The following is a 22,350-nucleotide window of genomic DNA, read 5'->3' as shown; positions in this document are numbered from 1 at the left end:
TAGCTATTTTTTCTCAAAATTGTACATGCTATACTATACTTAAAGGAGATGAATAGCATGAAAAAAATGATACAAAGCCTATTAGCAATTTTACTTTTAACAGCGATAGCTATTCCGGCTGTAAAAGCAGACGAGGAACGAGCAATTAAAGCGGAAGTTGTTACAACAGATGGGGTAGCGATGCGCCAAGCCCCTGTTAAAACAGCGAAAACATTAGTAGTTATACCTAAAAACACTAAGTTAAGTGTGACTGCTCGCAGTGGTGATTGGTATAAAGTTTCTTATCAAAAGCAATTTGGTTGGGTGCATATTGACTATGTAACAAAATACGTTGCCCCAAAGGCAAGCACAAACAAAGTAACGACTGCGCCAAAAAACCAAAATACATCGGCTAATCGAAATGCGCCGACAAGATTTAAAAATTGCACAGAGCTTCGCCAATATTACCCAGGCGGTGTAGGAAAGGGACACCCAGCATATGCACCAAAGCACGACCGCGATAAAGATGGTTGGGCTTGTGAATAACAAGAAGCGAATACCCTTCTGATTTACGAGAATTTGCCTAAGATTATAAAGTTTGGCTGTCCAGAGAGCTTGTGATTTTCTGGACAGCCTTTATTTTTTCTTCCGTTGTTTAAAAGTAATCCATGTTGTTTTGAGAGATGCATAACTCCCGATTGCTGCGTAGCCATAAAACCAGCCCATAAATAGTCCAGCAATTAAATGGTGCTTATGACTAATAAAAATAGAGATGAGTAAACCAATCGTTAAAGCAATTGTAGGAACCCAAAAGGGCTTTATCCGAAAGAGCTTTTTGCAAAGCTGTGTCAAAAGCATTGTCGCTGGAACAGCAATGACCGCGTCCCAGAAGTTTGTATGTATTATTGGAAAAAGCTCCATGTGTTCACCTCATTTGAATTGTCTTACTTTTAGTATGTGGTGACAGGCTATTTTTATTCAAGGTAACATATAAATAGAATCTCAATGAAATGTTACCAAAGGACGCTTGGGAATATTATTTGTGTAAAAAATAGTATATTTTTCTTAGGGAGGAGAGTTTGCTTATGATAGGAGTTGCGCTTGCGTCTATAATTAGTATGTTTCTGATGCCGATTTTAGCTATTATATTTTGTATTAACCTTGTAGAAATAATGAAAAAAGTGAAGAGAGAAGAACCCACTGCTACTAACACGTTTTGGCTAACGGCATCTTTTCTTTTAATTGTTTGGAGTATTGCTATAACATCTTTAATTCATTAGATGAATTGTAATATTAAGTGCAACACCTGTATGTCAAAATAAAAAAAGCTCATAACGACCTCGTATAAAATGTTAGTTACCACAACAAACATCAGAGGAGGAATCGTTATGAGCTAACATCGTCTTACCATATCTGAACGTTCAAAAAAAGAAACTTATCTTGAATTAGGCTATTCGATAAGAAAAACTTCATCGTAGCCCTTCAACGATTTCGAGAGAGTTACGACGTTATTCCAATTGGACAAATGTAAAGTAATTATATTATGACAAAGCAGCTTAAAAAATATATTTATTTTTGAAAATGAAAGGGAAGATGCTAAATGGGTTCTCGTATTATGCATTTAATCATCGCAAATCAAATTGCCGAACGATTAAATATTACAGACAAAGCTAGTTTTTTAGTTGGGGGAATTGCGCCAGATGCGGCAAGTGCAAAGGAGCAATCGCATTATTTCATAGGCAAGGAGCAGGATTATACAAGAAGTGTGGACTATATGGGTTTTCTCCAAAAATACGATGCTCAAAAAGATCATTCATACATATTAGGTTACTTTACACATTTAATTGCCGATGATTTATGGCTAAAAGGCTTTTACTTAGCATGGCTTAGAAACCGAATGGCTAATAATTCTAATGTATTAGCACTATATCATCAGGATTTTAGGTTATTGAACGGTAAATTGCTAGATTATTATGGCTTAAAGCCAACCCTGCAATCGATACTTCATGATAAGCCATCAATAATTAATTTGCAGGAAGTAACAGAGCAGGAAGTAATGCAATTTCTATCATATGTCCAAGAAGATATGATTTATGATGAGGAAGTGTTACAGGAGGAATTGCAAGTTTTCACATTACAACAAATTATAGGCTATATTGAAACCGCAGTTGATAAAGGTCTAAATTCCATGCGCAGCAATGTATATTAGAAGACGGATATGAGTATAACGTAGCAAGCGTTATTTTGAAGGGGCGCTAAATTCTGAGAAGGGCGGGCTAGCTATGAATTCCTTAGCATTAAGATTATTGAAGACCTATGTTTTATTGCTAGCGGGATTATTCGGCGTATTTGTATTTCTTGGGAATCTAATGGATTACGGTTCAAATGAGCAGTTCGTAAAACATGTTCTGTCGATGGATACTACATTTGAAGGCAATGCATTGATGTGGCGAGCCATTACAAATCCGATTTTACACACGATTGGTTACTGGGTCTTAATTGTAGCAGAAGGCATTTTCGGTCTCCTTGCTATTTTAGGAGCTTATCAAATGTTTAAAAATCGTAAAGCCTCTGGTGCTATATTCAACGCCTCTAAAAAATTCGGCTTTTACGCATTTATCATTGGATTTTCAGTTTGGTTTTTGGGATTTATTGTTATTGGTAGCGAGTGGTTTGCGATGTGGCAATCGCCAATTTGGAACGGCAAGCAAACCGCAATGGATATTACCGAAGTTTGGATTGGCTTTGCTATTTTGCTAGCATTAAAAGATGAAGATTTAAAAGAAAATTAAAATAAAGCAGCTCGTCATCAATGGTGAGCTGCTTTATTTTAATTTTATTGAAGTGAAGTATTAGCTGCCTGTACAAGCTAAATTAGGGGCAATACGATATATCCCTACAAATACAGCGGATATGTATTATGAATTGGAAGTGATAGAAATGAGAATAAATCTGTGAAACTAACGACAGGCAATATAAAAGTAAGGAGTATGGCAGTCAAATTCAGCTATATCAGGACTAAACTAATTATTAAATAATCTACCTACTTAACGTATTGTAAGAACTTATAGCTAACGCATGGCTCTTTTTACTTGTTTTAATTCATTAATGATATAGTCTATTTGCTTTTGCAAATCATCTACTTCTCTAGATTGGTCGTGATTTTGAGAGTTTTGGTTATTTGATTTCTCTAATGCATTTAGCGCTAAACCTGCTGCAATAGCAGCAAGACCATCACCTAATGTTGCAATTGAAGCACCAATATACGCAAGTCTGGCTATTTGAATTTCTGATATATCCGAAGATTGTTTTTTGTTATTTTTATAATCATTCATTACAAATGCCTCCTTAAATTACATAGCTCAACTGTATCCTATGAATGAAAGAGAAGAATAGTGACACATAGCTGTTTTGTAAATGGATGACTAAGCTTGATAATTTGTATGGAAACGCGGTTAATAAAAAGGGTTATTTTCCCTTTTAGTTACTGGGGTTGAGAGAAAATCAATCATACTTTGAATAACTGAATTATTTGGGTTTTCGAAAAGTAATAGATAAAACAGACAATAGTATTGTCTGTTTTTGTTAAAGAAATTTTGAATGTGTATGCTCGCTTGCATTGTTAGGCAGCTATGTCCTCAAACATAGCAAAGACAAGTTTCATTTAAAAATCTAATTCGAAGATATGCTAGCGCTATTGCCCTTTATTCTGAAAAACCTTCTGCTCCAGCACAGCCAAAGCTTCAGATATAGCCTCTACATCTTTTTGGGATGCCCCTTGAATCAACTGTGAAAATTGTTCTTCGATACAGGCGAATGCCTCTGTCATCATTTTTTCTCCATCGATTGTAAGGCGAATCACTTGCTTTCTGCGATCCAATTTATCGTTTGTTTTTTCAATAAGCTTTCTTTCCTGTAATTTGCGTAATTCGCGGCTCGTATTTGGTAGGGATATGTGTAAGCAATCGCTAATTTCTGTTGCTGTCACAGCCTGACTGACTTGAATATATTCTAAAATTTTATATTGTAGCGCTGTAATATGATCAAGCTTTACATTTTGCGTTAAGGTCTGTGTCACTTGATGTAATGTGGCAGTAAATGCTACAAATTGCTGAAATAAATCATGTTTATTCAAATGGTTTCACCTCTTTATCAAGATAGCAAATAACTTATCTGAAAACAATTATCATTTGACAACTATATCGCGTGTGTTGTATCGTTTTGTTATCAAATGATAAGTAGTGGAGGAACTATATATGAACACGTTGATTATTTATACATATCCTAATCATCACAGCTTAAATTATGCCTTTTTACAAAAGGTAATAAAAGGTTGTCAGGAAAATACCGCAATAAAAGAAATTCAAGTGCTAGATCTGTATGAAGAACAATTTGACCCAAGATTAGTTTTTCATGAGCACAAGCGTCGCCGTGATATGTATCGTGACCCGCAGCTTGAAAAATATCGGGAGCAGCTAACATGGGCAGATAAAATTATATTTATTTATCCCATTTGGTGGGGAAGACCACCCGCAATGCTACTAGGCTATATTGACCAACTGTTCGCAGCCAATTTTGCTTATCGGGATAAAAAAGGGCTACTACCAGAGGGGTTGTTGAAAGGAAAATCGGTTGTTTGTGTTTCCACAATGAAAGGTCCAACAAACTATCCTTTATTATGGCTACACAATGCACACAAAATATTGATGAAAAAAGCGCTGTTCAATTTTGTTGGCATAAAGCGAGTAAAGTTTTTTGAGTTTGGTAATATGGAAAGCAATAAAGGAAAGCAGCAGAAGAAGCTCGAAAGCATCTACAACTACTTTCGCAAAATTGCTTATTAGCTATTAATCTAGAAAGATAACCATAAATATCAAGAAACTCAAACGATATTTCAGATGTTAATCTACTACGACCTTGAATCGTTACGTGAAGTTTTCTATTGAATTCCACAGTACAAATGCCATTTTTCATGGAAGCTTTTCCATTAGCGCTAAAACAAATATTCATCTAGCCCAATTAATAAGAATACCTTACTATAAAAATCAAATGAATGAAGGAGGTATCTTCATCGGCTATTTTGTTGCTGTGGAGCCAAGGGTGAATTTGTTTGTTGAAGATATTAACCCAGGTGGGAGTAAGACGATTGTATTTTTACATGGCTGGCCGTTAAGTCATAAGCAGTTTGAATATCAGTTTAATGTTCTGCCTGCAATGGGTTATCGGTGTATTGGGATAGACTGGAGGGGCTTTGGTAATTCAGATAAACCAATGAGTGGCTATACTTTTAACAGGCTTGCAGACGATATCCGCGCAGTAGTAGGTACGCTGCAGCTTAACAACTTTACACTTGTAGGTCATTCTACTGGAGGGGCTATCGCCATTCGATATATGTCACGTCATAACGGCTTTGGGGTAGCCAAGCTTGTTCTTATTGATGCGGCCGCCCCAACTGGATTTACTGCAGTAACCGCTAATAGCTTTCTTAAAGAAACTTTGAATGATCGACCTAAAATGATGCAAAACGTAATAGATGGCTTTTTCTTTCAATATATAACGAAACCATTTTCGGAGTGGTTTTTACAACTGGGCTTACAAGCGGCAAGTTGGTCAACAGCAGCTATTATTATTACATTAAGAGATGAGCAGCTCTATCTAGACCTCCCAAAAATTAATGCCCCGACTTTAATTGTCCATGGCATTCACGACAAAGTTATTCCATTTACACAAGCAGAAGAGCTAAATGAAAAAATAAGAAACTCGCAGCTAGTGCCATTTCAATATAGTGGTCATGGGCTTTTTTGGGAGGAGCGCGAGAAGTTTAATCAACTGTTGGCGGAGTTTGTTTGAAGTACATGTGGAAGTAGCAAACAAGTTACAAGCTGAGATATAAAAAAACAGATAATTGCAGTTATCTGTTTTTTTATACATTACCGCTAGCTTTTAAAATATTCTCTTAGTTGGTCAATAAATTCTTTAGCTGCTTGGTTTACATAACGATCAACTCGATAAATGATAGATAATCTGCGGCTCGGTACATCGTCTGTAATACGTATGCTGTGCAGATTTGGGTCATTCATTTGTTGAATTAATGGGGAAGGCTGCACGGTCGCACCGACATTAGCTCGCACAAAATTCATAATCGAAGTAACGGAGCTTGTTTCAAGAATGGAAGTAAGCTGAAAACCATGCTTTTTAACCGTTTCCTCAACAATGTCTCTTCCTAAAAAACCTTCGGGATACATCACCATTGGCAAATCCCTTAATTCACTAATCGTTATTGATGTGCGATGCGCCAATGGATGTTCTTTGGAAACGGTTAGTACATATTCCTCCTGACGCAATGGAATGATAACTAGCTTATCATTTGGCACTACATTTGTTCCTATCCCTATATCAACCTCGTTTTCAAGGACTTGTCGCACAATATCAATGGAGGCAAGAATTTTTAATTTTACTTTAGGGAATTTTTGATGAAAATCAATGACTAACTGTGTAATCCGATAGTCTAAATCAGAAGGCATAATGCCTACGCTAATTTGACCACCTTGTAGCTCTTGCAAATCTTTAACGGCGTCTTTCACATTTTGTAATGTATTCAGCATTACTGTAGCATAGTCGAATAGTAGCGCTCCCGCTTCCGTTACAACAATTTTTTTGCCGATTCGATCAAACAATGGCATACCAAGTTCATCCTCCAGCACGCGTATTTGCTGACTTAGCGTTGGCTGCGATATGCCAAGTTTTTCAGCAGCTTTTGTAAAATGAAGCTCTTCACAGACTGCCATAAAATAATGAAGATGACGTATTTCCATTAACATCACAACCCATCATAGTTTATAACTATTATTGTAATAGTAATAATAGTATTGTTCAATTGTCAATTTTGTTATAGACTTCAATTTGGAACAAATATAACGGAGTTGATAAAAATGAATGTAAAACGGACGATACTACCAATTATCGCTATTATTTTAGCTTCTTTTAATTTACGACCAGTCATTACTTCTGTCTCCCCCTTGCTAGGAACGATCCGAGAATCCTTAAATATGAGTGCAGCGACAGCTAGCTTATTAACTTCACTCGCTGTGCTATGTATGGGCTTATTTGCGCCTTTCGCTATAAAGCTTGCCAATCGTTGGACGATTGAGCGGACGATAGCTTACTCACTTATTATAATTGGACTTGCAACTGCTGCCAGATACTTTGCTTATTCAGCGAGGGTAATGCTCGTAACTGCCTTTTTATCAGGTATCGGCATTGCAATTGTTGGTCCATTATTATCAGGATTTATAAAGGAAAAGTTTTCAAATCCTTCTCGTATAGTAGGTATTTATTCGCTAGCATTAGTTGTAGGGGCATCACTCGGTTCAGGGCTTTCGATCCCGTTAAGCAATATTTTTGGTTCATGGCAGGCTTCGGCGGCATCATGGGCCATTCTCGCGCTTATCGCTGTTATCTTTTGGTGGAAACCTACAAAGCAGAAGAAGGTCACTAGTGTAACTGGAGCCACAGATAATGCAGTGAATGTAAAGCAAATTTTAAGAAGTCAAAAGGCTTGGCTATTAACAGGCTTTTTCGGCTTAATGGCCTTTATGTTTTACACGATTATGGCTTGGTTACCTCCAATTGCAGAGGATATGGGCTATAGCAAACAGGAGGCAGGTATGATGCTGACACTGTTAGCGGCTGCACAAATGCCAGCCACATTTTTAGTGCCTATTCTAAATAACCGCTTCCAGCATCGAGCTGTATGGTTAGTAGGTTCTTCATCCCTAGAATTAATTGGGTTATTGATGCTACTGTTTTCTGTAAATCCTTGGTTAAGCAGCATCCTTATCGGTCTTGGTGCAGGGGGCTTATTCTCATTAGGCTTAACATTACCAATTGATGAAGCCAAAAATATGAAGGAAGCTAGTGTTTTAGCTGCAATGACACAATCAGTAGGCTTTGTTTTTGCCGCCCTTGGTCCTCTATTTGTGGGACTAGTACGAGATTTTACAGACTCCTTCACAGCAGCAATTATTGGGATGATTATTATCGTTATGATGATGATTGTTATTCAAATAAAAATCGGTAACCAGAAACAACATGGTTGAGCTATTTCAATATGAAAACGGCAAGTAAAGCATGGAGTATATTCAAACTGTCTCATGACATGATAAAGTTGGTAAAATATCAAGAGCTAAATAAAAAATAAAGATTGATACATATAAGCCACTGACTAATATGTATCAACCCTTTATCATCACTAAAAATTTTGAGATAGGGCGTACTGAATTATTAAATTGAGATTAATAGATTCTCGATTTTTGCTTCTGACTGTTTGACGTTACTTGAAGATGTAGTAACATTCACCGTATACTCATTTTCTTTTTCGAAATATAACTTTTGATTATTATCCAAATAAATAACGATACCATTCTCGGTTGATTCTTTATTTTTGAAAATTGTATTGATTAGCTTGAAATCGGAATCTGTCAATGGTCCTTTAATTATAATTTCTTCTATTCCATTGATATCGTTATCTCTGGCGTTAGGCACCATATATTTATGCATAAATTCAGCTGATTTTTTATCTTTCATCTGCTGAAGGCCAATCTGCAAAGGGATTCCCTCAAAAAATGGAAAATAACTGTTTCTCCAAGGCATAGTTCTCGTAAACAATCCAAATCCCCATTTGAATTGAAGGTACTTAGGCTCAGAAATACTTATTGAATAATTATTAGTCATCTCTTCATAAATTTTATCTAAATCATCTACATCAAGCATTAAACAGATGAGCCCTCTATGCCCCTTATTATATTTTTCTACCCATTCTGGCTTCCAACCACCGCCATCTTTTTTTAAAAGGTGAATCATTTCAAGATATTCATTTCCAATCCAAATATTAGATGCTTTAAAACCTTTTGTTCCTTTGCCCCATTTAGGCTCATAAGGCAACCCAGTATTGCGTATTGATTGAATTTCAATATTATCTGTTTGATACTTTTTATCAATATTTACAACTAAATGATCGAATCTCAACATTCTCCCCCTAATCGAAAAAACTTTAAATATAATAACTAATTTTATGTATTTTGCAATGAAAAATGCAAAGTGTTGCACCCGATATTATTAGACAGTGCGTTGGCTAAATGGCATCTCTCCGAATGGAAGATAGACCATATCACGAAAGATACAGTGTACATGAATAGAGGAAATGGTATAATTTTCTTTAATGGAAGGAGGCGTTGTTCTATGAAAAAAACAATGAGTCTTAATGGGGTATTATTAAAAGGGTATACGTATCATAACCCCTGTAAACTACGTGAACCCTTGCAATAGGGGGGACATAATTTTGAGTAATGAAAAGCTAATAACAATATCAATAGACAAAGTAAGTTTCCAGCTACAACAGGAACATAATTTTTGGTGGTTAAAAAAATTAGGCGATGTTTTTTGTGTATTTGATGAACAAGATTCAGGAAACATTAGTTTCGGAGTAGAAAAAAACAACAAAAAATTCTTTGTCAAATATGCTGGGGCTTTACCGATGGACTTTACTGGTACCCCTAAAGATGCAGTAGACCGTTTGGTAAAGGCGGTACCAGTTTATCAAAAGCTAGTACATCCAAACTTAATAAAATTGCTTGACCATTTCTCTATTGAAAATGGCTATGCAGTAGTATTTGATTGGGTCGAAGGTGAATGCTTGCATTCTCATTGGTCTTTTGGGGGAAGGGAGAAATATACTAACCCAGAGTCACCATTTTATCGCTTTAAAAATCTGGATATTAATAAACGTTTAGATGCCCTTGATACAATTTTTTCTTTTCATACTTATGTAGAATCACAAGGATTTGTTGCCGTAGATTTTTATGACGGAAGTATTTTATACGATTTTAAAAAGGATAAAACAAAAATATGTGATATAGATTTTTATCGTAAATCACCTTCTGTAAATGATTTAGGTGAACATTATTGGGGTGCTACAAGGAGCAAATCTCCAGAGGAATTTATTCTAGGTGGTCCCATTGATTCAAAAACAAATGTATTCACAATGGGGGCCATAGCATTTGGCTTATTAGGTGGGGAAATGAATCACTCACTTTCAAAGTGGGAAGCTAATAAGAACTTGTATGAAGTAGCAATTAAAGCTGTTGAGGAAGAAAGAGATAAACGTTATTCAACAGTAAAAGAATTTTATGAGGCTTGGCAGGCTGCATTAAAATAATAATTTTATTCTTGGGGGTTGATACTTTAATAAGGTATCAGCCCTTTTTCTCTTTTAGGTTAAGGCAATTGGCATTTTGTGCAATTGCATAAATAAAAGCGTTGCAACAAAGCAACGCTAAGTTCGAGGGGTTTTTGATAACTTTACTACATTTGAAACAAAGCCTATCAATCCACAAATAAAGAAAATATATGCTACTAGAATTGACATAGTCTCTAGGTTGTTTGTAAAGATTCTATATCCTCCTAAAGTAAATAGTGCCAAACCAGCAACCGAAAGGAGTAATGCTCTATTCTTGTCCGTCAAAAAAACACCTCCAAATAATATTATATATAATATGTTAACACAAAAGTGGTTTTGAGTTAACGAATATTTGGGAATTATAATGTACAACATGTCAAATACGATTAATAATTATTTTACTAATCCAAGCAGCAAAGATAATCCAAATAACGATAAAAAGAATAGCTACAAACCAATTTTTTGGCTTTCCAGATTGCTTTAATTTTTCTGCGGCTTCTTTATTGTCCTCAATGATATGTGGTGGAATTAGTTTTAATGCCAAGGCAATTCCCAAAGGCACAATGATTAAATCATCAAGGTATCCTAGAATAGGAATGAAATCTGGAATTAAATCAATCGGGCTAAAAGCATACGCAACTACAAGTATCGCGACAAGCTTAGCATACCATGGTGTTCTAGTATCTTTATAAGACAGATAAAGTACAAATAAATTTTGCTTTAATTTTTTTGCAAAGACTTTTAATTTAGACATAAAACTATTGTTCATTGAAAATCTTCCCTCTTTTTACTCTGAAGTATAAGTTATCTAAATATAAAATGAAATAAAAACTATTGAGTAACATGCTGATTGTACGAAGGAAGTATCATGCGTCCATTTTGTGCGAAACCGAAGTACACCCTTTGCCCAAAACAAATTCTGTAATGGGTATAAATTTAGGGCTCCTCAATTTTTTGATTTTGTTAGATGGTACAAAAAAGTCACCTTACAAATGCCTAACCTAAACAACAGAAAAACTAGCGAAAGAACAACAAAATTTATCACAGAGGGCATGTGTCGCCAAAATCAAGGTTGTCTCTTAGCCGAAAGTAAAAACTAACAAAAACAAAGAATCATTGTTGCCAAACTGCGTGAAAAAGTAGCCAACCAACGGAATGACTTTCTACATAAACTAAGTGAGCTCATCAAAAACCACGATATCCTCTGTTTAGAAACATTGAGCATCAAAGGCTTCTCAAAAATCGCAAGTTAGCGAAATCCATCTACGATATGTCCTGGTCTCGTTTTATCACCAATCGACCTACAAAGCGAAGTAGTATGGTAAACAAATTATTCAAATAGACCTGTTGTTTTCTTCTAGTCAAATTTGTAGTGCTTGTGGTCATCAAGATAGTAAAAAAGCGCTCACTTCAAGCTTTGGCTGAGTAGCGAGTAGTTCACAGCTCTTGTATATGATAATTACGGTTAAATTTTGATTTCTAAGTTTAAAAAATAGCTTTTTAGATAATAATGAAACAAAGAAAAAATGAAGTTGTAAGTCACTGCTTTATGTTTCATAAAAGAGGGTGATAAAAATGTGGGAGAAGGTAGTTTCTTACATTCCAAATTGGACAGTTTTTATGCAAGGGTTTTTAGCATTTTTGATACCATACATTATTTTCAATGTGTTTAACCAATTAAAGTCGGAAAAGAAAAAAGAAAGTCAAAAAGAAACAAATCCGAATTCTTCTCAAGCACCAAGCGAGCATTACACAGGTGATTACACTTTAGATTATGAACGAATTAAACAGCAAATTGGTCATAACTGGGATGTGCACTTTAGAGAGTTTCTACTAGGAGACACGGGTGTTCGTGTAGCCATTATTTTTCTTGATGGTCTTTCAGATAAAGAGCTTATTGAAAAACATATTATGATGGCCTTGATGCAGAATTTTACAGATGAAAAATACGATGAGTCTTCTTTCAAGAATGGGGAAGTTTTACAAGAGTTTATAAAAAATCGTATTCTTCCTATTAGTGATTTAAAAGAAGAGCAAGATATAAAATTATCTGCCACTGCAGTTTTAACAGGTTCTGCGGCATTAATCATTGACGGCATATCAAATGCATTGATACTAGATATAGCCAAAGGTAAATCGCGTAATATTGAAGAACCGGTATCAGAGGCATTAGTTCGAGGCCCAAGGGTTGGTTTTACAGAAATATTAAGTGATAATACAGCCCTTTTGAGAAAGCATGGTGAAAATAGTAATTTATTTATCATCAATTTTAAAGTAGGGCAGCGATCCAAAAAGGAGTTAATTGTTGCCTATATTGAGGATGTAGCAGATCCCAATTTGGTTGAAGAGGTTAAGAGAAGAATCCAAAAAATAACTATTGATGATGTGGCGGAATCAGGCTATATAGAACAATTGATTGAAGATAATTACCTTAGTCCTTTTCCGCAAGTACAAAGCACGGAACGACCAGACCGTGTTTTTGCTGCCTTGATGGAAGGACGAGTAGCCATTTTATTAGATGGAACACCCTTTGCGTTAGTTGCACCAGTTACACTCGGAATGCTGCTACAATCTCCAGAAGACTATTATGAACGCTGGTTACCTAGTTCACTCATTCGACTATTACGTTATTTAGCTGCTAGCGTTACACTTTTTGCACCATCCTTATATATTGCCTTTGTCTCGTTTCATCAGGGCTTAATTCCAACTAAATTAGCATTATCTATTATGAGGGCAAGGGAGGGCGTTCCATTTCCCGCCTTAATAGAGGCACTTATTATGGAAGTAGCCATTGAAATTTTACGAGAAGCAGGACTTCGTTTACCTAAGCCAATTGGTCCAACTATGGGAATAGTCGGTGGGCTAGTTATTGGAGAAGCGGCTGTGCAAGCAGGAATTGTAAGTCCTGTATTGGTAATTATTGTTGCTTTAACTGCCATATCTTCCTTTGTTATTCCTCAATATAACGCAGGTATTACATTGCGTATGCTTCGTTTTATAGCAATGTTTCTTGCGGCATTATTTGGACTGTACGGGGTTGTTATCTTTTTTCTTTTCCTTTGCAGTCATTTGGTGAAATTAAAGAGTTTTGGTGTACCTTATCTTAGTCCAACAGTTCCTTATCGAGCAGGTGATTGGAAAGACTTTATGGTTCGCATGCCACTTAAAATGATGAAAAATCGACCAAGACTATTGCATACGAAAGACTCTACCCGCCGCAAGGATTAATATGTAGGAAGGGGAATAATCCAGCATGATGATTGCACAAGACAGAATTACAACTTCACAAGCTATAGTGGTCCTTGTTAATTATATACTTGCGACAGGGATTCTTACCCTACCTCGATTTTCTTTGGAGAAGGTAAAAACACCAGATGTATGGATTAGTGTTTTGTTGGGAGGTCTAATTGCGATGATTGCAGGGGTGATTATCGTGAAATTAAGCCAGCAATTTCCTGAAAAAACTTTTTATCAATACAACCAAGAAATTATAGGGAAGTGGTTAGGGGCATTTCTTAGCATACTCGTTATAAGCTATTTTTTTTTAATCGCAGCATTTGAAGTTAGGACAATGGCTGAAGTAACTTCTTTATTTTTATTGGAAGGCACCCCAACTTGGGCAATCATTTTGCCGTTTTTATGGGTAGGTCTATATCTAATAAGTAGTGGAATAAACTCGATTGCTCGGCTGTTTGAGATTATTTTCCCAATTACTGTTATCATTTTTTTGCTTGTAGCTTTTCTAAGCATAGGTATATTTGAAATAGATAATTTACGGCCTGTATTGGGGCTGGGCATTATACCAGTCTTAAAAGGGGTAAAGACATCAACTCTCGCATTTTTAGGTCCTGAGATTATGCTGTTACTTATTGCATTTATGCAGAAGTCAGATAAAAAGAAAGCAGTAAAAGTAGTTTTAGTTGGTTTAACTATCCCTTTAATTTTTTATATCATAACTGTCGTAATGGTAATAGGTGCATTATCTGTCGATGGAGTGCTTACAAGAACATGGCCCACGATAGAGCTTATGCGAAGCTTTGAAATCCCAGGCTTAATATTTGAGCGCTTTGAGTCATTTTTACTCGTTATATGGATTATGCAAATTTTCACTACTTTTACTATCACCTATTTTGCTGCTGCTTTTGGGTTGTCTTGCCTCTTAAAAAAGAATATTCGCATCTTTATGTTTGCTTTGTTACCAGTGATTTATCTCATTGCCATGACACCTAAAAATATTAATGAACTCTTTAAATTTGGCGACATGATTGGTAATGCGGCATTAATTTTATTCGGTATGCTACCAATAATCTTACTTTTTATTGCGCGGTTGAGGGGTGTAAAAAATGAGGCTTAATCATCGAAATGCTCGATTTTTTCTAGGCTTACTGTTACCTATTAGCGTTCTTTTTCTTACAGGCTGCTGGAGCAGTAAAGAGATTGAAGAATTAGGGCTTATTGCAGGTACGTCATTAGATTTAGATACAGATATTACAGTGACCAATCAGTTCATTACCTCAGAGACAACTGGCTCAGGGTCAAGAGCGGGTAATACACAAGGAGGCAGTACACAAAAAGCTTATAAAAACGTTTCTGAAACAGGGAAGGAAGTTCTTCCCACTGTGCGTAATATGTTATTAAAGGTAGACAAACGTGCCTTTGCAGAGCATTCAAAAGTGATTGTAATTGGAGAGGAATTTGCAAGCAATTTCAATTTACAGCAAGCATTAGATTTTTTTCTAAGGGAGGTCGAATTAAGACCAAGTAGCATGCTTCTTATTGCGAAAAATCGTGCAAGTGACATACTTGAAACGAATGAACCAACAAAAATTCCAGCGTTTCAACTTGTTGAGATGATAAAAGGACATAAAAGAACTTCAAAGATTTTACCTCCGATGACGTTTGCCCAATTAGAAGGGAAATTGGAATCAAATGCAAGCTTTTTAGTGCAAGCTGTAGTATCAGATGGAGATGTGAAATTTTCGGGCGCAGCAGTTATAGAAGGTAAGACAAAAAAACTGCGTGGCTTCCTGGATGAAAAAGAGATAGAGGGAATAACGTGGATAACTGGTAAGGGGCAAGGTGGTCTAGTAAAAAGTTTGGATAAAGAAACACATCAGTCGATTATTTACGAAGTACTTTCAATGAAGAGTAAAATAATACCTAAGGTTAATGGAGACAATATTTCATTTAACATAACAATAGAATCCGAAGGGCGAATTGGTGAACAATGGGTTCTGTCAGACAAAGCATCTGACGATGAATTTATAAGAAAAGCAGAAAAAACTACTGAAAAGTCAGTAGAGCATTTAGTGGAAGGCGTATTAGAGAAACTACAACAGGAATATAAAACGGATGTAGCTGGGTTTGGAAACAGGTTAAGAATTGAATATCCTAAAGTATGGGAAAAGGTGAAAAACGATTGGGATGAACTGTTTAGTCAAGTACCAATTAAGTGTAATGTGAAAATAACGATAAAAGATTATGGGACATCAGGAGAATAAATACTACGTTACAGTTTAATAAGAAAATAATCCATGTGTTATGGTGTGTGGCAATGCTGTGATATTGACAAAAGGTGAGCTCTACTAAAAAAATTTCATATACACTTGAAAATAGAATCGTATTTTTTCATAATTGGTTGCTATTATTGAGCATTGTGCTAATTCTATTTAAAATCAACAGTGCTAAGAATCTTATGAAACTTAGCACTAATAAAGGGTACTTCTAAGAGGGGTTAATTGGATCAGAATTATTTCCTTGTGGAGTTTGTCCTTCAGTTGTAATGGAGTCATAAGCAATTAATGTTACCTCTAATTTTTCTTCGAGATTTTTTATTTCTTTAAGCTGCTCTGGCTCAAGATTTGCGATTTTTGTTTTTACCAAATTGATCACATCCTTACGCTGTTATTAAAGTTAGTATGAGAAATTATTAGGTTTTTATTCTTGAACCGTTTTGTTCAAGAATAATTTAATCCCTTAGTTAATTTGTAAATTCAGATAGCTTTTTGAATTCTTCTGAAGTAATGTTTTTAGCCTCATATGAAATCACTTTATTCTTATTTTTAAAATCTCCAGCAGGGATACGAAAAGTAATGCGTATTTGTGTATAAGGTGGATTTATGGGTCCTTCATAACCAAGTACTCTTAACGTTACATCATAATAGTCTTCCTGAATATTTCTCTTTATTTTTTCGATTCGTTCAGATGTGAATAATTGCTCTTTTCCATGTGTAGACATTGCTTCAAGGATAGATGGTCACAATTCACGTATAAATGCTAACTCTAATACAGTTGGGGGTTGATCTTGAGGTAAATATTCTATATTCGATTTTGCAAAAGCAGAATTTATGATGAGGAGGCTCATTATAAGTAACAAGACCATTATTATTTTTTTCATATATATAAATCCTTTCAGTATTTCTTCTTGTTATTTGCAGATGCACGAAATTTTATGTATATGAATTCAATCACATTTCAAATTAAACTTCTTGAACAATATGTCCAGAATGCCAACATAATAGTTGTGGTTTGGTATATGAAAACCTTTTTAACCATTTCGCAAATGTAATATGACTTCCTCATTTTCAAAACGGTACTCTGTATCAAATGGTATCTCGTTAACGTCAATTTCTTGTAATTCGTATTCCTCATAATCTGCACGTCTTAAATGTTCCGCTAGTGCTTCTTCTGTTGTTTGTGCTGCAATAAATTCAATTCAATCTGTACCTACTGAAAATACCTTATAATTTCTCTCCATTTTCAATTTCCTTTTGACATAATAATTAGAAAATCTTTAATTTTTTTGTCGAAATACATTGGAATTCATCATAAATTTTATACTATATTACCATTTATAGTTAAATACACCAAATGTTATAATAATTAAAACAATAAGGGGTGATTAGTATGAAAAAGAAACTTGCACTTGTTGTATCAGTTATATGCCTTGCAATAATGTTTGTACGACCAGATGGCGCATCTGCTTGGGGAGACAACACTCCCACTCCAGGATGCGGTAATCCAACAATTTGTGACATGCAATAAAAAACTATTATTATTAATCGTCCACTAATAAATTTCCGAAATTTAATTGGAAATTTATTGGTGGGCTTTCTTGCCTCTCTTTGCCTCATCTAAAAATTCATCATCCATAGCTACCATGACACACATATTTGGCAAAATGTTTATTAAAAAATACTCGACAATAAACAACCATACTTTATAATAAAATTTTAAATATAATCCCTAAGGAGAATATCAAAATGATTGATAGTAATTTATTTAGAAGCGATTTTATCATTATTACTGGAGGTCCTGGTTCTGGTAAAACAACTTTGTTACATGAAATTTATAAAAATAACTATAATTACATTCCTGAAGTCGCAAGAGAAATTATCCGAGCACAAGTCTCTTCTGAAGGTGATGCACTACCTTGGAAAAACGTAATAAAGTATCGTGATTTAATGTTAGACAAATCAATAGAAAGCTTTATATCAGCATTGACGAACCCACAAAAACAACCTTTATTTTTTGATAGAGGCATTCCAGATACCCTCGCCTATACTCAATTAGTCAATATTCCAATAACACAGAAACTTGAATCGGCAGCTAGAAAGTATACGTACAACAAGAAAGTGTTTATTTTACCTCCTTGGAAAGACATCTACCAAACTGATTCTGAAAGAAAACAAGATTTTGAAGAAGCTGTTACAACTTATAAAATCATGTTCGAAACTTATGCGCGTCTTGGATATGAACTCATTGAAGTACCTAAACTATGCGTTGAAGAAAGGGCAAGCTTTATTATTAAAAATATGAAATCTTTGGAATTTTAGATAGTACACTGTTGGTATGCTCAGCATTTATTTGACATTATGCTTAATAATGAAATAAGCCAATCTCATATACATCTAAATCATTTAGGCACTCATATTCAAATTGCTTGTCATCAAAATTATTTAAAACCCTAAATAACGCGGCTTTAACGTTTTGGAGTTGTAAGTTTTAATAAATCACTCTTCATTTTGCCATACGTTTAAAAAGGCATCTGAATATATTACCCGATTATCTAAAATACTAACTAATTAAAAATTATGAGAGTAGATTTTTCTATGACTAAAGAGTTTATTGAATTCAGGAAAATCGTTCTACTAAAATATTTGTTTTACACTTGCTACTTGTAAAGTTGTATTGTCCTCCTTCCACTAAAATTCTTCATTGTTATTCCCCTGAAGTCTAAGCGCTACTTCTTTTATGTATAATTTCGATTATATTTTCTGAAGAACGTTTCCAGCAGCATTTAAGTGAATTTATCAATAAAATGAATAATGAACATAAACCGAGTTTTGGTGCAACAATAATAAGTGTTGATTCATTTGCGGGCGCACGCATTGAACGTGCATTAGGAAGAACCTAGATTTAAATCGTCACGTTGGCGGTAAGAAGTGCAATGTTAATAGTAGAAAGCGATAGTTAGCCAATAGTCTGTCCAAATGAAGAGATAGCACGTACGATAACAGTTTGACAGTTTAGGATAACGGAAGAGGTTGCTATCCAGAAACTAATATATGTAATTTTACTTGGAAACAATACACAAATAAAAAAGAGTCACTCAGATAGAAGTGACCCTAAGTCAAAAGAGGAATGATAAGCTAAAATTCTTACACTGTATAACTATGGTTTAATATCTGTTTTTGTATAGGCATTAGTTTATCTTGATTCAGCAGAAACCTCCTACCTCCACAGGTGGCGAGATGAATGCTTATCTAGTCTTTGATTCAGTGGGTGTCCAAACACTCACTGAATCAAAATAAAGCCTCCGGCGGATGTCACAGATTTTTGAAGAGGTTTCCCTCGCGAGCTCGAAAAAAATCTGGACGCAATTACGCCAAGGCGTAATTGATCGAATCATTAAGTTACTGTAGTTAGTTCTACAGCTTCGATTACTAAAGGAGTTCCAGCTCCGATTGTGCCAGTAACACCGTTAAAAGTTAACTCTGTTGCAGAAACAGTATACGAGTCGCTTTCCTGCAATACTCCATTAATATAGAAATTATAGTAGCCGTTCACTACTATTGGGAAGGCAGTTGCAGCAGATCCACTATCATCTAGAAAGTTTCCTACAGGAATAGTACTACCATCAGTGACAGCCAAGTTTGCTGTCAAGATATTAAAGAACCTAGTGGAACTTGCTGTAACATTTACATGAATATTGATAATTGATAGTGCCATTTTTTCACCTCCTTTCAATGGATAAAGCACTATCTAGAAATTTTGATGTCAAATTTGTTGGAATCCCAAAGACTCTATAATTATTGGGGTTCCCGCGAAAATAGTTGCATTAAATGGGTTAAGGGTTAATGAATTTGAAGTCACCTTATATGCGCCGCCTTCTTGCATTACAGCATTAATGTAAAGGTTGACGTAACCGTTAGGGTTAAAAAGCGTAAATGCGGTTACTGGATTGCTATTATCATCTGTAAATAAATTAGCTGGAAGGGTTGCTCCATTTGTTAGATTAATATTTTCTGTCACAATATAGAAATATCTATTTATCGTTGGAATAATAGCTCTTTCAGGGATGACCACTGAAGGAGGTGGAATAAAACATATGTCAACAGCTTTTATACGGGGCCAAGGAACTCGGTTATCTTCACAACAATTGTCACAAATCCATTTTTGTGGGTTCATTTTTTTGTCACCTCCATTTCGTAATATGTTAATAACCCCGTAAGTTATAGGCGTTTGTTACTTCATTAATTGAGAAAATTGTTCATTCACTAAATATTCTATGAATTAATGTTGGAAGGCGATTAAGTAATATGTCTACTAATGAGAAATAAATAATATTTCTAATGAAAAGATGGGATATTTTAAATACCTAAAATCAATGGAAAGCTATGAAAATAGAATCTTGAAGAAGTATAGGGGAGATAGTACTGAACAATTTGTCAATTACACGCAGGACTGAGAACTTCATATGTGAATAACAACCAGTAATACTGTAATTAAAAGATTTACTATACATAGTCGGTCAGACGTTTGGGAGAAAGTGATTCTTTAAGCTAATTAAGATTGTTTGAAGAATACTTAAGGAGACTATTATTGATAGACAGGAGTCCCTAAATTTTGAGGATAATTACGGTTAAAGATAGAATGAAGTGGGTTTTACGTAACAGTATCAAAATAAGCCACGCCATATAAGTTTTACATGACGTGGCAAAAAATTATTGTGATTGAATTATACGGTCATTGAATTGAGTGAAATGGTGTAAAACAGGCTCCGAAAAATAAAAAGGTTATTGTTAAAAATTGTTGATTTATTTACGGTGTAGTAGTTTATTTTTTAGACAGACACTCCTTGAAGAAATAATTGTTTATCAAATACTGTTTTATCTTAAATAGGGAGTTTTGTTTTGGGAGAAGGTAATTACTTAAACTGAATCTGCTCATCATGAGATTCTGATAAAGTTATATAAAATGGGTGTTTTATCCTATTTGCAGATAGAATTATAGATTGTATTGACTTTATAGTATTTATTTGGCAAAATCGGGTGGTGAGGATTTTGGCCAATACTCATCATATAAAGAAAAATTTTACATTATTCATAAAGATTAATAAATGCTAGGCTTGTTGTAAGAAAGAATTGTAACTTTAGTTCATTGTTGCTTTATGCTCCTTATTGATGGTACACAGGCCTTTGCCATAGAAGCAAATACTCTGATGCCATCTGTTATGAATTTGATAATTTCACCATTTCTGCACATGCACTTATGTAGAGATACGTGCAAACCAATTACAGTATAAGATTGGGCGAGGAGTTACTATCAAAACTTTTACCGCCTAAAATGACTCGTATCGGACAAGCTTGGTAGCATAACGAAGAGCTATAACTATCGTGTACAGGCAAGCACCGAGATCTATATCGGATTATCTTTTGAAACATGAACCATTACAAGTAGTGAACCAAATTACTAACGACTGATTTGTTACGATTAATGATTACAAACCTCACCTACAGAAAGGAGTAATTTCTATGAAAAAATTTTTAAGTATTATTCTATCTTTTTCAATGGTTTTAAGTATAAGTACTGTAGCTTTTGCAACGGGGGCAGACAACACAAACAAAATTGAGAGAGAAGCAATAGAAAATCTATTTGCCAATAAGCCAGCGATTGCTTCTGTGGACACCCTAACTGGAGAGGATGAGAAGGCACTATTCGAGGAAACTCTCACTCAGCTTCAAACACTATATCGTGAGCAACAACAATTAAGTGAGAAAGGAGAAGATACCACTACAATCGAAAATAATATTGCTGATTTAGAAAGTGAAATTGATCATATGAACCATGTTGTCCGTCTGTCGGATAACCAGATTGCGACTCTTGGTATTAAACCAACTGTTCCGTCTGGAAATAATTATATAAATGTTTATGGTGTAAATGCAATTAGTTCTTATAATGGTAAAGTCTATGATGTATTTCACATTTATGCTGTTTCTAAAAATTGGGGTGGCTTTGCAAATCCACTTGCCTATAACAATACTCTTGTCTTAATGACTGATAACGCATATACTTCAAATACATTTTTACAAAGTGTTGAAGCAATCGCAAAGTTTACTTTAGGTGCAAAATATCTTAAATTTGCCATATCAGATTTTCTTGTCTTGTCAAAGCACCCTAGTTTCTTTGATAAAGGAACTACACAAGAGCTGAAGGTTGATTATATTGCACAACAGACCTTTGTTTTCACTTATGTAGCTGATAGAGGGATAATTTGGTTCGACCAAGTACAGACTACCGAACAACTCGGACTTGCAGAAACCTTTACGGCCAGCTCCACTAAAAATGGCGTTCCAGACAAGGTATCTATCAACAGAAACAATACTTTGAAATCACTAAATTATGCAAGCACGCCAAATGCCGTACAACTTTATGCTACAGGCAGTTATAAGCAGACTTATTATGTAGGTGGTATTTCATACTATATAGGTACTGCAAAAAAAGGTTCATTCAACACGAACTCTTATTCTGAACTCTACTCTATTCCTGGTATATAGGCAAAACAAAAAAATGGGCTGTTGCTGTCTTAAATCAAACGAATTGATGTTTGATGAACTGGCATCAGCCCTATT

22 protein-coding genes and 1 pseudogene are annotated in these 22,350 nt (G+C 35.0%); 13 read left to right on the top strand and 10 right to left on the bottom strand.

The genetic code is table 11. The features are described from left to right. Positions 1-57: 57 nt before the first annotated feature. The gene (locus tag TY13_RS21260) at positions 58-525 is read left to right on the top strand and encodes an excalibur calcium-binding domain-containing protein (protein WP_042473405.1); all 468 of its coding nucleotides are present in this window, start codon (positions 58-60) and stop codon (positions 523-525) included. Between the two features lie 90 nt (positions 526-615). Here TY13_RS21260 and TY13_RS06710 read toward each other — a convergent pair whose 3' ends face one another. Continuing rightward, on the bottom strand, positions 616-900 hold the full coding sequence (locus TY13_RS06710; protein ID WP_042473403.1) for a hypothetical protein: 285 nt from the start codon (positions 898-900) through the stop codon (positions 616-618). Positions 901-1,388: 488 nt separating this feature from the next. On the opposite strand from TY13_RS06710, the pseudogene TY13_RS21415 reads away from it, so the two are divergent. The 3 genes and pseudogenes from TY13_RS21415 to TY13_RS06695 all read left to right on the top strand — a co-directional run. Continuing rightward, positions 1,389-1,503 (top strand): annotated as a pseudogene (locus TY13_RS21415) (helix-turn-helix domain-containing protein); the annotation flags it as partial. A 76-nt stretch (positions 1,504-1,579) separates the two neighbouring features. Next, on the top strand, positions 1,580-2,188 hold the full coding sequence (locus TY13_RS06700; protein ID WP_042473397.1) for a zinc dependent phospholipase C family protein: 609 nt from the start codon (positions 1,580-1,582) through the stop codon (positions 2,186-2,188). 73 nt (positions 2,189-2,261) lie between these two features. Then, positions 2,262-2,771, top strand: coding sequence for a DUF2165 family protein (locus tag TY13_RS06695; protein ID WP_042473395.1), 510 nt, complete (start codon positions 2,262-2,264; stop codon positions 2,769-2,771). A gap of 279 nt (positions 2,772-3,050) precedes the next feature. Here the strand turns inward: TY13_RS06695 and TY13_RS06690 are convergent, their stop codons facing one another. Both TY13_RS06690 and TY13_RS06685 read right to left on the bottom strand, forming a co-directional pair. After that, a complete protein-coding gene (locus tag TY13_RS06690) occupies positions 3,051-3,314 on the bottom strand; it encodes a hypothetical protein (protein WP_042473393.1) in 264 nt (87 codons plus the stop codon). 359 nt (positions 3,315-3,673) lie between these two features. Continuing rightward, positions 3,674-4,114 (bottom strand): MarR family winged helix-turn-helix transcriptional regulator, encoded by a 441-nt coding sequence (locus TY13_RS06685; protein ID WP_042473390.1) that lies wholly within the window; start codon positions 4,112-4,114, stop codon positions 3,674-3,676. Positions 4,115-4,235: 121 nt separating this feature from the next. Here TY13_RS06685 and TY13_RS06680 point away from each other — a divergent pair, with 121 nt between their 5' ends. Both TY13_RS06680 and TY13_RS06675 read left to right on the top strand, forming a co-directional pair. Beyond that, positions 4,236-4,823, top strand: a complete 588-nt coding sequence (locus tag TY13_RS06680) for an NAD(P)H-dependent oxidoreductase (protein WP_042473387.1) — start codon at positions 4,236-4,238, stop codon at positions 4,821-4,823. Positions 4,824-5,049: 226 nt separating this feature from the next. Next, positions 5,050-5,829 (top strand): alpha/beta fold hydrolase, encoded by a 780-nt coding sequence (locus TY13_RS06675; protein WP_042474220.1) that lies wholly within the window; start codon positions 5,050-5,052, stop codon positions 5,827-5,829. Between the two features lie 86 nt (positions 5,830-5,915). Here the strand turns inward: TY13_RS06675 and TY13_RS06670 are convergent, their stop codons facing one another. Further along, the gene (locus TY13_RS06670; protein ID WP_042474218.1) at positions 5,916-6,794 is read right to left on the bottom strand and encodes a LysR family transcriptional regulator; all 879 of its coding nucleotides are present in this window, start codon (positions 6,792-6,794) and stop codon (positions 5,916-5,918) included. A gap of 117 nt (positions 6,795-6,911) precedes the next feature. Between TY13_RS06670 and TY13_RS06665 the strand changes: the two genes are divergently transcribed. Continuing rightward, on the top strand, positions 6,912-8,078 hold the full coding sequence (locus tag TY13_RS06665) for an MFS transporter (protein ID WP_042473385.1): 1,167 nt from the start codon (positions 6,912-6,914) through the stop codon (positions 8,076-8,078). Between the two features lie 184 nt (positions 8,079-8,262). Here TY13_RS06665 and TY13_RS06660 read toward each other — a convergent pair whose 3' ends face one another. Beyond that, on the bottom strand, positions 8,263-9,006 hold the full coding sequence (locus TY13_RS06660) for a hypothetical protein (protein WP_052344247.1): 744 nt from the start codon (positions 9,004-9,006) through the stop codon (positions 8,263-8,265). Positions 9,007-9,319: 313 nt separating this feature from the next. Between TY13_RS06660 and TY13_RS06655 the strand changes: the two genes are divergently transcribed. Next, positions 9,320-10,195 carry a protein kinase domain-containing protein gene (locus tag TY13_RS06655; protein WP_042473379.1) on the top strand — a complete coding sequence of 292 codons (876 nt, stop codon included), beginning with the start codon at positions 9,320-9,322 and terminating at the stop codon, positions 10,193-10,195. Positions 10,196-10,592: 397 nt separating this feature from the next. Here TY13_RS06655 and TY13_RS06645 read toward each other — a convergent pair whose 3' ends face one another. Further along, positions 10,593-10,985, bottom strand: coding sequence for a YkvA family protein (locus TY13_RS06645; protein WP_230199393.1), 393 nt, complete (start codon positions 10,983-10,985; stop codon positions 10,593-10,595). Between the two features lie 851 nt (positions 10,986-11,836). On the opposite strand from TY13_RS06645, the gene TY13_RS06640 reads away from it, so the two are divergent. From TY13_RS06640 to TY13_RS06630, 3 genes are read left to right on the top strand one after another with little or no spacing between them, the layout of a single operon-like run. Beyond that, positions 11,837-13,444 (top strand): spore germination protein, encoded by a 1,608-nt coding sequence (locus tag TY13_RS06640; RefSeq protein ID WP_407637713.1) that lies wholly within the window; start codon positions 11,837-11,839, stop codon positions 13,442-13,444. A 25-nt stretch (positions 13,445-13,469) separates the two neighbouring features. Further along, the gene (locus tag TY13_RS06635; protein WP_407637708.1) at positions 13,470-14,570 is read left to right on the top strand and encodes a spore germination protein; all 1,101 of its coding nucleotides are present in this window, start codon (positions 13,470-13,472) and stop codon (positions 14,568-14,570) included. Next, the gene (locus tag TY13_RS06630) at positions 14,560-15,717 is read left to right on the top strand and encodes a Ger(x)C family spore germination protein (protein WP_042473372.1); all 1,158 of its coding nucleotides are present in this window, start codon (positions 14,560-14,562) and stop codon (positions 15,715-15,717) included. The genes TY13_RS06635 and TY13_RS06630 overlap by 11 nt, the downstream gene beginning before the upstream one ends. Before the next feature lie 223 nt (positions 15,718-15,940). Here TY13_RS06630 and TY13_RS20860 read toward each other — a convergent pair whose 3' ends face one another. Both TY13_RS20860 and TY13_RS06625 read right to left on the bottom strand, forming a co-directional pair. Continuing rightward, positions 15,941-16,099: a hypothetical protein gene (locus TY13_RS20860; protein ID WP_195891672.1), complete on the bottom strand. Its 159-nt coding sequence runs from the start codon at positions 16,097-16,099 to the stop codon at positions 15,941-15,943. A gap of 97 nt (positions 16,100-16,196) precedes the next feature. Continuing rightward, positions 16,197-16,454 carry a DUF3888 domain-containing protein gene (locus TY13_RS06625; RefSeq protein ID WP_042473371.1) on the bottom strand — a complete coding sequence of 86 codons (258 nt, stop codon included), beginning with the start codon at positions 16,452-16,454 and terminating at the stop codon, positions 16,197-16,199. A gap of 1,024 nt (positions 16,455-17,478) precedes the next feature. Here TY13_RS06625 and TY13_RS06620 point away from each other — a divergent pair. Beyond that, complete coding sequence (locus TY13_RS06620; protein WP_042473367.1) at positions 17,479-18,051, top strand: AAA family ATPase; 573 nt, start codon at positions 17,479-17,481, stop codon at positions 18,049-18,051. A gap of 1,075 nt (positions 18,052-19,126) precedes the next feature. Here the strand turns inward: TY13_RS06620 and TY13_RS06615 are convergent. Together TY13_RS06615 and TY13_RS06610 are read right to left on the bottom strand one after the other, a co-directional pair. Then, complete coding sequence (locus TY13_RS06615; protein ID WP_230199392.1) at positions 19,127-19,381, bottom strand: DUF4183 domain-containing protein; 255 nt, start codon at positions 19,379-19,381, stop codon at positions 19,127-19,129. Between the two features lie 114 nt (positions 19,382-19,495). Next, the gene (locus TY13_RS06610; RefSeq protein WP_042473363.1) at positions 19,496-19,906 is read right to left on the bottom strand and encodes a DUF4183 domain-containing protein; all 411 of its coding nucleotides are present in this window, start codon (positions 19,904-19,906) and stop codon (positions 19,496-19,498) included. A 1,346-nt stretch (positions 19,907-21,252) separates the two neighbouring features. Here TY13_RS06610 and TY13_RS06605 point away from each other — a divergent pair. Beyond that, complete coding sequence (locus TY13_RS06605; RefSeq protein ID WP_042473360.1) at positions 21,253-22,275, top strand: hypothetical protein; 1,023 nt, start codon at positions 21,253-21,255, stop codon at positions 22,273-22,275. Positions 22,276-22,350 lie beyond the last annotated feature (75 nt).

Origin of the sequence: Bacillus ndiopicus, assembly GCF_000612805.1 — a bacterium.
Taxonomy (GTDB): domain Bacteria; phylum Bacillota; class Bacilli; order Bacillales_A; family Planococcaceae; genus Metasolibacillus; species Metasolibacillus ndiopicus.
This window is presented reverse-complemented; position numbering and strand designations above follow the sequence as displayed.

What these genes read in the sequence shown, in the direction of transcription:
- TY13_RS21260 (WP_042473405.1), top strand. Translation starts at nt 58, where the DNA reads ATGAAAAAAATGATACAAAGCCTATTAGCAATTTTACTTTTAACAGCG.
- TY13_RS06710 (WP_042473403.1), bottom strand. Translation starts at nt 900, where the DNA reads ATGGAGCTTTTTCCAATAATACATACAAACTTCTGGGACGCGGTCATT.
- TY13_RS06700 (WP_042473397.1), top strand. Translation starts at nt 1,580, where the DNA reads ATGGGTTCTCGTATTATGCATTTAATCATCGCAAATCAAATTGCCGAA.
- TY13_RS06695 (WP_042473395.1), top strand. Translation starts at nt 2,262, where the DNA reads ATGAATTCCTTAGCATTAAGATTATTGAAGACCTATGTTTTATTGCTA.
- TY13_RS06690 (WP_042473393.1), bottom strand. Translation starts at nt 3,314, where the DNA reads ATGAATGATTATAAAAATAACAAAAAACAATCTTCGGATATATCAGAA.
- TY13_RS06680 (WP_042473387.1), top strand. Translation starts at nt 4,236, where the DNA reads ATGAACACGTTGATTATTTATACATATCCTAATCATCACAGCTTAAAT.
- TY13_RS06670 (WP_042474218.1), bottom strand. Translation starts at nt 6,794, where the DNA reads ATGGAAATACGTCATCTTCATTATTTTATGGCAGTCTGTGAAGAGCTT.
- TY13_RS06665 (WP_042473385.1), top strand. Translation starts at nt 6,912, where the DNA reads ATGAATGTAAAACGGACGATACTACCAATTATCGCTATTATTTTAGCT.
- TY13_RS06645 (WP_230199393.1), bottom strand. Translation starts at nt 10,985, where the DNA reads ATGAACAATAGTTTTATGTCTAAATTAAAAGTCTTTGCAAAAAAATTA.
- TY13_RS06640 (WP_407637713.1), top strand. Translation starts at nt 11,837, where the DNA reads ATGCAAGGGTTTTTAGCATTTTTGATACCATACATTATTTTCAATGTG.
- TY13_RS06635 (WP_407637708.1), top strand. Translation starts at nt 13,470, where the DNA reads ATGATGATTGCACAAGACAGAATTACAACTTCACAAGCTATAGTGGTC.
- TY13_RS06630 (WP_042473372.1), top strand. Translation starts at nt 14,560, where the DNA reads ATGAGGCTTAATCATCGAAATGCTCGATTTTTTCTAGGCTTACTGTTA.
- TY13_RS06625 (WP_042473371.1), bottom strand. Translation starts at nt 16,454, where the DNA reads ATGTCTACACATGGAAAAGAGCAATTATTCACATCTGAACGAATCGAA.
- TY13_RS06620 (WP_042473367.1), top strand. Translation starts at nt 17,479, where the DNA reads ATGATTGATAGTAATTTATTTAGAAGCGATTTTATCATTATTACTGGA.
- TY13_RS06610 (WP_042473363.1), bottom strand. Translation starts at nt 19,906, where the DNA reads ATGAACCCACAAAAATGGATTTGTGACAATTGTTGTGAAGATAACCGA.
- TY13_RS06605 (WP_042473360.1), top strand. Translation starts at nt 21,253, where the DNA reads ATGAAAAAATTTTTAAGTATTATTCTATCTTTTTCAATGGTTTTAAGT.